The 12,030-nt window shown below is 64.5% G+C and carries 11 protein-coding genes and 1 tRNA gene; 8 read left to right on the top strand and 4 right to left on the bottom strand.

Annotated elements, in window-relative coordinates; translation table 11 throughout:
* Positions 1–7 precede the first annotated feature (7 nt).
* Together TZ03_RS16335 and TZ03_RS16340 are read right to left on the bottom strand one after the other, a co-directional pair.
* Positions 8–1,483 (bottom strand): SrfA family protein, encoded by a 1,476-nt coding sequence (locus tag TZ03_RS16335; RefSeq protein ID WP_051099063.1) that lies wholly within the window; start codon positions 1,481–1,483, stop codon positions 8–10.
* Between the two features lie 172 nt (positions 1,484–1,655).
* A tRNA-Arg gene (locus tag TZ03_RS16340) sits at positions 1,656–1,732 on the bottom strand.
* 394 nt (positions 1,733–2,126) lie between these two features.
* Here TZ03_RS16340 and TZ03_RS16345 point away from each other — a divergent pair.
* The 8 genes from TZ03_RS16345 to TZ03_RS16380 all read left to right on the top strand — a co-directional run bounded on the left by TZ03_RS16345 (position 2,127) and on the right by TZ03_RS16380 (position 9,389).
* Positions 2,127–2,876, top strand: a complete 750-nt coding sequence (locus tag TZ03_RS16345; RefSeq protein ID WP_051099064.1) for a GntR family transcriptional regulator — start codon at positions 2,127–2,129, stop codon at positions 2,874–2,876.
* Positions 2,873–4,648 carry a fumarate reductase/succinate dehydrogenase flavoprotein subunit gene (locus tag TZ03_RS16350; protein ID WP_051099066.1) on the top strand — a complete coding sequence of 592 codons (1,776 nt, stop codon included), beginning with the start codon at positions 2,873–2,875 and terminating at the stop codon, positions 4,646–4,648. Before TZ03_RS16345 ends, TZ03_RS16350 begins: the two co-directional genes overlap by 4 nt.
* An 82-nt stretch (positions 4,649–4,730) precedes the next feature.
* Positions 4,731–4,976: a ferredoxin family protein gene (locus TZ03_RS16355; RefSeq protein WP_008096634.1), complete on the top strand. Its 246-nt coding sequence runs from the start codon at positions 4,731–4,733 to the stop codon at positions 4,974–4,976.
* A gap of 120 nt (positions 4,977–5,096) precedes the next feature.
* Positions 5,097–6,503, top strand: a complete 1,407-nt coding sequence (locus TZ03_RS16360; RefSeq protein ID WP_051099069.1) for an ABC transporter substrate-binding protein — start codon at positions 5,097–5,099, stop codon at positions 6,501–6,503.
* A 15-nt stretch (positions 6,504–6,518) separates the two neighbouring features.
* On the top strand, positions 6,519–7,301 hold the full coding sequence (locus tag TZ03_RS16365; protein WP_051099072.1) for an ABC transporter permease: 783 nt from the start codon (positions 6,519–6,521) through the stop codon (positions 7,299–7,301).
* Positions 7,301–8,152 (top strand): ABC transporter ATP-binding protein, encoded by an 852-nt coding sequence (locus TZ03_RS16370; protein ID WP_051099074.1) that lies wholly within the window; start codon positions 7,301–7,303, stop codon positions 8,150–8,152. Before TZ03_RS16365 ends, TZ03_RS16370 begins: the two co-directional genes overlap by 1 nt.
* Positions 8,149–9,114, top strand: coding sequence for a HEAT repeat domain-containing protein (locus tag TZ03_RS16375; protein ID WP_051099081.1), 966 nt, complete (start codon positions 8,149–8,151; stop codon positions 9,112–9,114). Before TZ03_RS16370 ends, TZ03_RS16375 begins: the two co-directional genes overlap by 4 nt.
* Entirely contained in the window at positions 9,114–9,389 is a 276-nt protein-coding gene (locus TZ03_RS16380) for a DUF971 domain-containing protein (protein WP_051099083.1), read from the top strand. Before TZ03_RS16375 ends, TZ03_RS16380 begins: the two co-directional genes overlap by 1 nt.
* A gap of 114 nt (positions 9,390–9,503) precedes the next feature.
* Here TZ03_RS16380 and TZ03_RS16385 read toward each other — a convergent pair whose 3' ends face one another.
* Both TZ03_RS16385 and TZ03_RS16390 read right to left on the bottom strand, forming a co-directional pair.
* Entirely contained in the window at positions 9,504–10,364 is an 861-nt protein-coding gene (locus TZ03_RS16385; RefSeq protein WP_051099085.1) for an ABC transporter ATP-binding protein, read from the bottom strand.
* Positions 10,361–11,950: an ABC transporter permease gene (locus TZ03_RS16390; RefSeq protein ID WP_269082566.1), complete on the bottom strand. Its 1,590-nt coding sequence runs from the start codon at positions 11,948–11,950 to the stop codon at positions 10,361–10,363. Before TZ03_RS16390 ends, TZ03_RS16385 begins: the two co-directional genes overlap by 4 nt.
* Positions 11,951–12,030: the final 80 nt, after the last annotated feature.

The raw sequence follows: 12,030 nt of genomic DNA on the forward strand, positions 1-12,030 counted from the left end.
CGTGTGATTAGCCGGCTTTGTTCATCAGCATCGGGAAGCCTTGGGCACCGTAGTTGCCGGTGCAGTCAGCCGCGCCGTTGGCGTTGGGTATGCAATCCACCTGCGGCAGCTCGTAGCTGCTGCCGTCGGCGCAGGCAGCCTGGCCTGCACTGTTGATCGACAACTGTCCGCCCTGCATGGCGGCGGTAACGGGTGCCTGGCATTGCACGCCGTCGGAGCGGCTGACGGTGGCCTGGCCCTTGCCGTCCTGGAAGTCGTATTTCAGGCGTAGCGGTTTGCCTGTACCTACCTCCTGGATGCCAGCGCCGGCCCAGTTGCCGTTGAGGAAGTCGGCAGTGCCGTCCGCCGCATCTGGCGGGATGCTCAACGGGTTTGGCGCGGCTGGTGCTGTTGTGGTTGGCGGTTGCTCGTCGGCCAACTGTGGTGGCGCTGGCGGGGTGTTGTCGCCGGAGGAGGCGGGGGCCTGAGTGCCAGCCGTTTCCTCTGCTGCTGGCTGCTCGTCCGGAACTGGCGTCGCTTCTGGTGTACCTTCTGCTTGGTTGCCGGCCTGTGGCGGTTCATCGCCCGCATCGGTCTGGCCGGTAGGCGCGGGAACCGGAGCAACCACTGCCCCCGGGGTGCCGGAGGTCGGCACCTGGACATTGCCGTTCGGTGCGCCAACAACGGACGGCGAACCGCTTGCCAGGGTAGCGATGTCGTTGGCCTGGGTAGCGCTATTACGGCCCAGATCCGGCATGCCTGGACCGGAAAGATCGACCCCCGGGATGCAGCCACGCAGCCCGAACAGCAGCAGGGGCAGGAGTGCCAAAAGCAACAGCAAAGGCAGCAGCCAGCGCCAATTGCGCCACCACGGCAAGCGTGCGACCGCAGCCGCTGGTGCTAGAACTGGTGCTGCCGGGGCCATGGGGGCAGCAGCAGGTGCCAACGGCGCAGCCACGGGCTCGGCGATGGGCGTGGTGCGTGGATAAAGGCAGTGCAGGGGCTGCCGGCTGCGCTCGGCACCGGCATGGATGAAGCCCCAGAAGGTCAGTACCGGGCGGCCATCGACCAGGTAGACGAAGTTCTCGTCGGGGAAGGGCACCACGCAGGTCAGCAGCTTGCCGAACACCGCGTTGTCGCCCTGGGCGGCTTTCTTGCTGGTGGCCGTAGGCTGGCCATTGGTATCCAGGCCCAACAAGGTGTTGCTCAGGGCGTTGATCTTGCTCTGCAACACTTCAAGCTGCACCCGTGCTGGCGCACGCTCTTCCTCGGTGGCGCTGCTCCAGGGGATCACATCGCCGGGGCGGTCGCTGTACCAGTCGATGGTGCTGCCCTGTTCATCGCTCTGGGGGATGGCCAGGTGCTCGATCAGCTCTGGGTGCTCTGGGTACTTGCGGCGAATCGCTTCGCGGATCTGCAAAGCAGCGCGATAGACGGGCTGGCCAGTCTCGCCCAATGCTGTGAAGTGCTCACTTCTACCGCTGCGTAGTAATACTCCGCGCATCCTTGAGACCTACCTAGTCTATTAGCCGAATCCGTTCGGTATCCATTATTCAATACCGAAAAACCGAGCAACACTAATGGCAAAGTGCTTTTTTCGTCAATTCATCTTGATGGCTTTTTGACGTCAAGGAGAAACGAAAAAGCCCCGGGAGATCTCCCAGGGCTTTTTGATATGGCGCACTCGGCGGGATTCGAACCCACGACCCCTGCCTTCGGAGGGCAGTACTCTATCCAGCTGAGCTACGAGTGCAACGCGCACGCATGATACCCATCTGCGCCGGTCGCGTCCATCGCCTTGATCTGTGGCCTTTTTTCCTTCGTGGCCTGTGCCGGCCCCTTCGCGGCTAAAGCCGCTCCCACCTCGAACGCACAGGCCTCAAGCCCTGTGCAGTACCAGTGGGAGCCGGCTTGCCGGCGATGAGGCCAGTCCAGGCAATACAAGACAGTTGCTCCCACAGGTATGGACACAGGGCTTGAGGCCTGTGCGTTCGAGGTGGGAGCGGCTTTAGCCGCGAAAGGGCCGGCACAAGCCAATGCAAATCTATCTATCCATATTCGATATCAGTATTTCCTTACCTATTCTTATAGCCACTACTCTCTGGTCACAACTTGTTATAACAAGTCATCGATCAGCGAAGAGACCCATGGCCGAACTGCTCCCCCTGTCCCCGGTACCGCTCTACACCCAGCTCAAGGAATTGCTGCGCGAGCGCATCCTCGACGGCACTTATCCGGCGCATAGCCGCATGCCCTCGGAAAGCGAACTGGGCAAGGCCTTCGACGTCAGCCGCATCACCGTCCGCCAGGCGCTGGGCGACCTGCAGAAGGAAGGCCTGATTTTCAAGATTCACGGCAAGGGCACCTTCGTCGCCAAGCCCAAGGCGTTCCAGAACGTCAGTACCCTGCAGGGCCTGGGCGAGTCGATGACGCAGATGGGCTACGAAGTGCTCAACCGCCTGCGCAGCTTTCGCCATGTGCCGGCCAACGCCTTGGTGGCCGCGCGGCTACAGGTCGAGGAGGGTAGCCTGGTCACCGAAATCCGCCGGGTGCGGCTGATCAACCGCGAGCCGGTATCGCTGGAGCTGACCTGGCTGCCCAAGGCCGTCGGCGAAAAACTGGAAAAGGCCGACCTGGTCACCCGCGACATTTTCCTGCTGCTGGAAAACGACTGCGGCATCGCCCTTGGCCACGCCGACCTGGCCATCGATGCGGTGCTGGCCGACAGCGACCTGACCCAGGCGCTGGGGGTGGAGGAGGGCGCGCCGATCATGCGCATCGAGCGCCTGACCCACGCCGCCGACGGTACGCCGCTGGACTTCGAACACCTGTACTACCGCGGCGATGCTTTCCAGTACCGCCTGCGCATCGACCGCCAGAAGGGGAGCAAGGCATGAGCATCCACACCCAGGACTACGACATCATCGTCATCGGTGGCGGCACCGCCGGGCCGATGGCGGCGATCAAGGCCAAGGAGCAGGACAAAAGCCTGCGCGTGCTGTTGCTGGACAAGGCCAACGTCAAGCGCAGCGGTGCCATCAGCATGGGCATGGATGGCCTGAACAACGCCATCATCCCCGGCCACGCCACGCCCGAGCAGTACACCAAGGAAATCACCGTGGCCAATGACGGCATCGTCAACCAGGCCACCGTGCATGCCTACGCTACCCACAGTTTCGAGACCATCGAGCAACTCGACCGCTGGGGCGTGAAGTTCGAGAAGGACGAGACGGGCGACTACGCGGTGAAGAAGGTTCACCACATGGGCGCCTACGTGCTGCCCATGCCCGAAGGCCACGACATCAAGAAAGTCCTGTATCGCCAGCTCAAGCGTGCCCGGGTCGAGATCAGCAACCGCATGGTCTGCACCCGTGTGCTGCTCGATGGCGAAGGCGCCGCTGCCGGTGTACTGGGCTTCGATTGCCGCAGCGGCGAGTTTCGCGTGGTACGGGCCAAGGCGGTGATCCTCGCCTGCGGTGCTGCCGGGCGCCTTGGCCTGCCGTCGTCGGGCTATTTGATGGGCACCTACGAGAACCCGACCAACGCCGGTGATGGCTACGCCATGGCCTACCATGCAGGCGCCGAACTGGCCAACCTCGAGTGCTTCCAGATCAACCCGCTGATCAAGGACTACAACGGCCCGGCCTGCGCCTACGTCACCGGCCCACTGGGCGGCTACACCGCCAACAGCAAGGGTGAGCGCTTCATCGAGTGCGACTACTGGAGCGGGCAGATGATGTGGGAGTTCCACCAGGAACTCGAAGGCGGCAATGGCCCGGTGTTTCTCAAGCTCGATCACCTGGCCGAGGAGACCATCCAGAATATCGAAGAGATCCTGCACAGCAACGAACGCCCCAGCCGCGGCCAGTTCCACGCCGGGCGTGGCACCGATTATCGCCAGCACATGGTCGAGATGCACATCTCCGAAATCGGCTTCTGTTCCGGGCATTCGGCGTCGGGCGTGTGGGTCAATGAAAAGGCCGAGACCAGCGTCAAGGGTTTGTATGCCGCCGGTGACATGGCCGCGGTGCCGCACAACTACATGCTCGGCGCCTTCACCTACGGCTGGTTTGCCGGGGTGAACGCTGCTCGGTACGTGGCCGGGCGCGAACTCGCCGAGGTCGATGCCGCGCAGGTAGAGCGCGAGCGCGCGCGGGTGTTTGCGCCGCTGCAGCGTGAGCATGGCCTGCCGCCAGCCCAGGTCGAGTACAAGCTCAGGCGCATGGTCAACGATTACCTGCAGCCGCCGAAGGTGACCAAGAAGATGGAAATCGGCCTGGCGCGCTTTGCCGAGATCGAGCGTGACCTGGAGCAGATGAAAGCCAGCAACCCGCATGAACTGATGCGTGCGATGGAAGTGTCGGTGATCCGCGATTGCGCCGAGATGGCCGCACGGGCCTCGCTGTTCCGCGAGGAAAGTCGTTGGGGGCTGTACCACCACCGGGTGGACTTCCCTGAGCGCAACGATGGCGAGTGGTTTTGCCACTGCCACCTGAAAAAGGGCGAGCACGGCGAGATGACCAGTTTCAAGAAGGCCGTAGAGCCTTACCTGATCCCGCTGGATGCCGAAGAGCAGGCCGCTTACGACCGCTTGAGAGTGAAAGCCGATGTGGGAGCGGGCATGCCCGCGAACACCGGCAAAGCCGGTGCCAGTCACTGCATTGCCTGATTCGCGGGCATGCCCGCTCCCACGATGAAAGTGCAAACCACACGATAAAGGGTGCCCATGAAGGCCCCAAGGACTCCGTGAAATGGCCTACCAGCCGCAAGAAATCTTCTTCCGCAGCAGCGCCCCGGTCACCATCGACGAAGACAAGTGCATCGCCGAAAAAGGCTGCACCGTGTGCGTCGAGGTCTGCCCCATGGACCTGCTGGCGATCAATCCGGCCACGCAGAAGGCCTATATGGCCTTCGATGAATGCTGGTACTGCATGCCCTGCGAGAAGGACTGCCCCACCGGTGCGGTGAAAGTCGACATTCCGTACCTGCTGCGCTGAAGCACCCCAGCCATCCGGCGAACCACCGGACGCCCTCTTGCAATGCCCCTCGTTTCCCACCACCCAAGCCCGGTGGCGGAGACGACTCCATAAATCAAAACGATTCGAGGGGAAATACCCATGCGCCTTGTTGCAACCGTGGCCGGCCTAGCGCTGGCGCTCACTGGCCTGAATGCCAGCGCCGAAACCATCCGCATCGCCATCGGCACCCAGGACACCACCATCAACTGCGCCACCGGTGGCCTGCTGATACGTGAACTGGGCCTGCTGGACAAGTACCTGCCGCATGACGGCAAATACAAAGATGCCAAGTACCAGGTCGAGTGGAAAAACTTCACCAGCGGCGCGCCGCTGACCAACGAAATGGTCGCCGGCAAACTCGACTTCGGCGCCATGGCCGACTTCCCTGGGTCGTTCAACGGCGTCGCGCACCTGGATGCCGGCAAGCGCAGCCTGTTCATCAGCGTGCTGTCGGGCAGTGTGCATGGCAGCGGCAACGGCATCGTCGTACCGGCGGCGTCCAGCGTGCAGTCGCTTGGCGAGCTCAAGGGCAAGACCATTTCCGTGCCGTTCGCCTCCACCGCCCACGGCATGTTGCTGCGCGCCGTCGCAGCCCAGGGCTGGGACCCGCAGAAGGATGTGCGGATCATCGCCCAGGCACCGGAGATCGCCGGCTCCGCCCTGCGCAGCAACCGCATCGAAGCGCATGCCGACTTCGTGCCGTTTGCCGAGCTGTTCCCCAACCGCGGCTTCGCCCGCAAGATTTACGACGGCGCCCAGGCCAACGCGCCGACCTTCCATGGCGCCCTGGTCGATGCCGACTATGCGAAGAAGTACCCGGAAGTGGTCACCGCCTACCTGCGTGCCAGCCTGGAAGCCGACCGCCTGATCGCCGCCGAGCCGGAGAAGTACAGCGAGTTGATCGAAAAGGTCACCGGCATTGAAGCGGAGGTCAATTACCTGTTCCACGGCCCGCTCGGCCTGCAGACCCGCGACCTGACCTGGAAGCCTGAATACCGCCAGGCAGTCGCTACGTCCATCGATACGCTCAAGCTGCTGAAAAAGACCGACCGTGGCCTCGACACCGACAAGTTCATCGACGACCAGTACATCCGTGCGGCCTTCAAGCAGGCTGGCCTGGACTACGACAAGGCGCTGAAAGACTACGAGCCGCTGCCACTCAAGGCCAATGACGCGCTGACCGGCAAACCGATCACTGACTTCAGCCGCCTGGCGCAGATCTGGGTGCGCGGTGAAGACAAAGTCCGCCACTACGCTTCGCCGGAGGCCGCCCTCGGCGCCTTGGCCCAGTTGGAGCAGGAGGGCAAGGACATCCGCGCGATCTACGCCCAGGCCGCCGACAGCGGCATCAAGTTGCTGGCCAACCAGGCCTGGTTCGTGCGCAACACCAAGGGCGAACTGACAGCGTTCCTGCTCAAGGACCAGGCCGAGAAATATGCCCAGGCCCATGGCGGTGAAGCGCTGGACTTCGTCAGCGCCAACCAGAAGCTGGTCGCCCAGCGCTGACCGGGAGGTACCGACATGACCTGCAACCTCACGCGTTGGCCGGTGCGCCTGGCTTCGCTGCTGGGCTGCCTGCTGTTCTGGCAGTTGGCGGCAAGCGTCAAGCTGGACCTCGGTCTGCTGACGTTCACCTATGTCCCCACGCCGAAGGCGGTGCTGGAAGCCGCATGGCAGTTGCTGACCTCCAGCACCCTGCTGGCGCACCTGGGCAGCAGCCTGTCGCGGGTGTTTGCCGGTTATGCCGCCGCGGCGTTGCTGGGCGTGGCCTTGGGGGTGCTGATCGGCCGCTGGAAATGGGCCGAAGACACCCTGCTGCCGCCGCTCGAAGTGCTGCGGCCGATCCCGGCGGTGGCGTGGATCCCGCTGGCGATCCTGATGTTCCCATCGTCGGAGCTGTCGATGGTGTTCATCACCTTCACCGGCGCGTTGTTCCCCATCCTGCTCAACACCGTGCACGGCGTCGAGGCCGTCGACCCTCGGCTGGTGGCGTCGGCGCGCAGCCTCGGTGCCGGGCGCTGGGCGATCCTGGGCGAAGTGGTGCTGCCTGGCGCACTGCCAAGCATCATTACCGGCCTGGCCATCGGCATGGGTACCTCATGGTTCTGCCTGGTCACCGCCGAGATGATTTCCGGGCAGTTCGGTATCGGCTACTACACCTGGGAGTCGTACACCTTGCAAAACTACCCGGACATCATCGTCGGCATGCTGCTGATCGGCGTGCTGGGCATGGGCAGCAGCGCCCTGGTCAAGCGACTCGGGGAGCTGGCCACGCCCTGGTACCGCACGCGGAGGGCCAGCTGATGAACAGCTATCAACAGCTGCCAGGGCGTATCGAAGGCCGTAACCTGTCGATACGCCTGGGGCACGGCAGCGAAGCGTTCGAGGCGGTACAGCGAGTGGACTTCGCCGTAGAGCCCGGCGAGTTCGTCTGCATCCTCGGCCCCTCCGGTTGTGGCAAGTCGACGTTGCTCGGCGCCCTGGCCGGGCATCTGCTGCCCAGCAGCGGCCAGTTGAGCATGGACGGCCAGGCTGTTGCCGGGCCGTCACCGCAGCGTGGCATGGTGTTCCAGCACCACACCTTGCTGCCCTGGCATAGCGTGCTCGACAACGTGGCTTTCGGCCTGAAGATGCAAGGCCTGGGCCGCGTCGAACGTCGCCAGCAGGCTCACGATATCCTGCAACTGGTGGGGCTGGCCGACTTTGCCGGACGCTGGCCCAGCCAGCTGTCTGGCGGCATGCAGCAACGGGCCGAGATCGCCCGGGTGCTGATCAACCGGCCGCGGCTATTGCTGATGGACGAACCCTTCGGTGCCCTCGATGCGCAAACCCGTTCACGCATGCAGGAGCTGTTGCTGGACATCTGGGCAGGCATCCGTACCACCGTGGTGTTCGTCACCCACGATATCGACGAGGCGCTGTTCCTGGCCGACCGTATCCTGGTGATGAGCCCGCGCCCCGGCCGCTTTATCGAGGACCTGCGCCTGGACTTTCCGCGCCCACGCCGCACCAGCCTGCTGACCAGCCCTGAATTCACTCACTTGAAGCGCCATTGCCTGGCCTTGCTACGCCATGAAGAAGGCCGCGAACTTCCGCGCCTGACGCCACTTGGCCTGCCAGCCAGCGACCACCCGCCGCTACGGATTGCCCTATGACTGAACGACACATCGACAACCCCGACATTCTCGAACTGCTGCTACGTCTCGACGCGGCCGACGCAGGCGTGCGGCGCATCGCCTTGATCGAACTGGCCGACCTGGAAGATCCGCAAGCCTTGCCATGGCTGACCGATGCCCTGCTGGTCGATGGTGCCGATGAGGTGCGCGCCGAGGCCGCACGCTTGCTGGAAGCCTGGGAAGAGCCGGAAGTGGTACAGGCGCTGTGTGCCGCGTTGGCCGACAGCGCCGAAACGGTGCGTCTTGCCGCCGCGCAGAGCCTCAGCGAGCTGAAGAGCCAAGAGACCGGGCAGTTGATCCTGCCATGGGTCGGCCATGCCGATGCCTTCGTCCGTGCCAGTGCGTTGCGTGCCCTGCGCGAGCTGCGCCTTGAGGATGCCGCCAGGCCGGCGCTGTTGGCACTGCAGGACCAGGACTCCGCTGTACGGCGCGAAGCCGTGGGTATCCTGGGCTGGCTCAAGCATGAGCCGGCGCTGCCCGCGCTGGCGAAACTGGCCGAGCATGAGCCCGACACTGAGGTACGTCGCGCGGCAATTGGCGCCCTGGGCCTTGCTCGCCACAGCAGCGTGTTGCCGGCTTTGATTGGTGCATTGCATGACCCTGCCTGGCAGGTGCGCGAAGAGGCCGCGACGACCCTGGGCAAGGTTGGTCATGCCCAGGCCGGTCAGGCATTGGTCGACGCGTTGGACGATGACTTCTGGCAGGTTCGCTTGCGCGCCGCCCGCTCGTTGGGCCGCCTGCGCCATGCCGAGGCACTGGGGGCGCTGGCTGGGTTGCTCGGCCACGGCATCGCCAACCTGCGCAAGGAAGCCGCGCTGGCGCTTGGCGAACTGGGCCAGCCCCGCGCCTTGCCGCTGCTGCAGGCGGCCGAGGCCGACGGTGACCCGGAAGTGCGCAAGGCAGTGCGCATTGCCTTGGCGCAGTTGCGCGGGGCCGTGTGATGAACAACCCGGGCGCGATACATAACCAGCGCGAGGCGAGGCAGTTGACTGTGCAATGGCAGGAGGCCGAGCAGGTCGTCAGCCACGCTCGCCTGCGTGGCGCATGCCCCTGCTCGCAATGCCGGGCGGCGCGGTTGCAGGGGCGGGTTTCGCTGGTAAGGGATGATGTGCGTGTAGAGCGTGTGGTGGCGCAGGGGTATGGGGTGCAGTTGATATTCAGCGATGGCCACGAGCGTGGTATCTACCCTTGGGCCTATCTGCGCCAGCTTGGTTGACAGGCCCGGCCCATCGCCGGCAAGCCAGCTCCCACAGGTACTGCACAGGCCTTGAGCGCGATGCGGTCGAGGTGGGAGCCGGCTTGCCGGCGATGAGGCCAGTGCAGGCGGGCGTTACAAAGCGATCAGTTCGGGCCTCAAACCCTCTACCCGTCGTACCGGCGGTGGCAAGCCGCCGTCACCGGTAATCTGGTGCAGCACCTTCTCGCGCAGGCCATGCAGCGCCACACCGCTGCGCAAACGTGGGTGCGGCAGGTCGATTTCCACCACCGACTTGATCCGCCCGGGGCGCGGCTCCAGCACCACTACCCGATCAGCCAGGTAGGTGGCCTCTTCGGCGTCATGGGTTACCAGCAGGGTGGTGATACCGGCCCGCTCGCGAATGGCCAGCAGCTCGTCCTGCAGTTGCTGGCGGGTCAGCGCATCCAGCGCGCCGAACGGCTCGTCGAGTAGCAGGATGCGCGGGCTGGCCACCAGGCCGCGGGCGATCGCCACGCGTTGGGCCATGCCGCCGGACAGCTGGTGCGGGTAGGCCGACTCGAAGCCAGCCAGGCCCACCAGTTGCACGAATTCATGCACTCGCCGGGCACGCTCGCCCTGGGTGAGCGGTTCGTTGACCAAGCCCAGCGCGATGTTCTGCTCGACGCTCAGCCAGGGGAACAGCCGGTGTTCCTGGAACACGATGCCGCGCTCGCCACCGATGCCGCTGACGGCCTGGCCATCGACACGGATGCTGCCGCTGTAGTCGGTATCCAGGCCCACCAGCAAGCGCAGCAATGTGGATTTGCCGCAACCGGAGGCACCGACAATGGCAATGAACTCGCCTTCGTTGATCGCCAGGTTGAAGTTGCGGATGGCCTCGAACGGTTGGCCGTCCACGCTGAAGACCTTGCCGACCCCCTCGAAGCTGACCAAGGGCGGGGTGGTGTCGGGCTGGTTGGCCGCGTGCAGGTGCGAAGTGTTGAAGGCGTTCATGCGGTTCTCCAGCGCGTGGCGCGCGATTCGAGGCGTTGTCCAAGGCTGCCGAGCAGGGCGCCGACCAGGCCGATCAGGACCATGGCGGCCATCACCTGGTCCATGCGGAACAGTTGCTGGGCACCGATCATCAGGCTGGCGATGCCGCCGTCCGAGGGCATGAAGTACTCGGCGCCGATGGTGCCCAGCCAGGCATAGATCAGCGACAGGCGCAGGCCGGCGAAAATGGCCGGGGCCGCGCCGGGCAGCACCAGCAGGCGCAGGCGTTGCCACAGGTTCAGGCGCAAGCTACGGGCCGCTTCGCCCAGCTGCGGCGAGAGGCTGGCAATACCGCGTTGGGTGGCGATCAGCAGCGGGAAGAATGCGGCCAGGCTGACGAACACGTGCTTGGCCCCTTCACCCAGGCCGAACCAGGCGGTGAGCAGTGGCACCCAGGCGAACAGCGCCACCTGACGCAAGGCCGACAGACTTGGCCCGAAGATACGTTCGGCAGGGCTGGACAGCCCCAGCAACAAACCGGCCAGCAGGCCTGCGCCGCCGCCCAGCAGCAGGCCGGTCAGGGTGCGCTGCAGGCTCAGCAGCAAGGCCTGCGGCAACGAACCATCGGCCAGGCCGACCAGCAGGGTGCGCAGTACCTCCAGTGGCGAGGTCAGGATGTTCGGGTCGACCCAGGCAAAGCTGCTGCTGGCCTGCCACAACGCCAGCAGCGCCAGTGGCAGCAGCAGGCTTTGCCAGCCACTTGGCAGCGGTCCGCGCTGCTGCTCGCCGGTAGCCGGTTGTGGCCAGTACAGCAGGCGTTTCTCCACGGCAGAGAAGCCGCGTTCCAGCACGGCGCCAACCAGGCCGATCATCAGGATGCACAGCAGCACCAGGTCGAGCATGAACAACTGCCGCCCCCATACCATCAGGTAGCCGATGCCTTCGCTGGAAGCCAGCAACTCGACCGCCAGCAGCGAAGTCCAGCCGGTGGCCAGGGCCAGGCGCACGCCGGTGAGGAAGGCAGGTAGGGCCGCTGGCAGCAACAGGCGCAGGAATAGCAGGTGGCGAGACAGACGCAACGCCGCAGCCGCCTCACGCAGCTTGGGTTGGGCATCGCGCACGCCTACCAGCGTGTGCAAGGTAACCGGGACCACCACGGCTTTTACCAGCACCACCAGCTTGAGCAGCTCGCCGATGCCGAAGAACAGCATGAACAACGGGATCCAGGCCAGGGTAGGGATCTGTGCCAGCGCCACGAAGGTTGGCAGCACCAGCGTCTGCGCCCGCCGCGAAGCACCCAGCCACACGCCCAGCAGCAAGCCACTGCCGATGCCGAGCGCCAACCCCCAGCACAGTCGCTGCAGGCTTATCCACAAGTGCCCCCACAGCTCGCCGGAGCCAAACTCCAGCGCGCTCTGCCACACCAGTGCCGGTGCCGGCAGGATCTGCTCGCTCATCCACTGCTGCCGGCTGGCCACCACCCACAGCACCGCAACCAGCACAGGCAACAAGTACGGCAGGATGCTGTGGGAGCGGCCTTGTGTCGCGAAAGGGCCGCGCAGCGGCCCCCGAAGCCAACCCCGACCTCTGCTCAGAACTCCATTCATCGGCCATCTCTCAAGGACGTTGTTAGGCTATTCACTTATGGAATTAAAAATTATCAAAAGTGAATTTCAAGAGATAAGAA

Origin of the sequence: Pseudomonas sp. 10-1B, from assembly GCF_000935045.1 — a bacterium.
In the GTDB taxonomy this organism is placed as follows: Bacteria; Pseudomonadota; Gammaproteobacteria; order Pseudomonadales; family Pseudomonadaceae; genus Aquipseudomonas.

Coding starts and splice junctions, on each gene's coding strand:
- TZ03_RS16335 (WP_051099063.1), bottom strand. CDS start 1,483: ATGCGCGGAGTATTACTACGCAGCGGTAGAAGTGAGCACTTCACAGCA.
- TZ03_RS16345 (WP_051099064.1), top strand. CDS start 2,127: ATGGCCGAACTGCTCCCCCTGTCCCCGGTACCGCTCTACACCCAGCTC.
- TZ03_RS16350 (WP_051099066.1), top strand. CDS start 2,873: ATGAGCATCCACACCCAGGACTACGACATCATCGTCATCGGTGGCGGC.
- TZ03_RS16355 (WP_008096634.1), top strand. CDS start 4,731: ATGGCCTACCAGCCGCAAGAAATCTTCTTCCGCAGCAGCGCCCCGGTC.
- TZ03_RS16360 (WP_051099069.1), top strand. CDS start 5,097: ATGCGCCTTGTTGCAACCGTGGCCGGCCTAGCGCTGGCGCTCACTGGC.
- TZ03_RS16365 (WP_051099072.1), top strand. CDS start 6,519: ATGACCTGCAACCTCACGCGTTGGCCGGTGCGCCTGGCTTCGCTGCTG.
- TZ03_RS16370 (WP_051099074.1), top strand. CDS start 7,301: ATGAACAGCTATCAACAGCTGCCAGGGCGTATCGAAGGCCGTAACCTG.
- TZ03_RS16375 (WP_051099081.1), top strand. CDS start 8,149: ATGACTGAACGACACATCGACAACCCCGACATTCTCGAACTGCTGCTA.
- TZ03_RS16380 (WP_051099083.1), top strand. CDS start 9,114: ATGAACAACCCGGGCGCGATACATAACCAGCGCGAGGCGAGGCAGTTG.
- TZ03_RS16385 (WP_051099085.1), bottom strand. CDS start 10,364: ATGAACGCCTTCAACACTTCGCACCTGCACGCGGCCAACCAGCCCGAC.
- TZ03_RS16390 (WP_269082566.1), bottom strand. CDS start 11,950: ATGAATGGAGTTCTGAGCAGAGGTCGGGGTTGGCTTCGGGGGCCGCTG.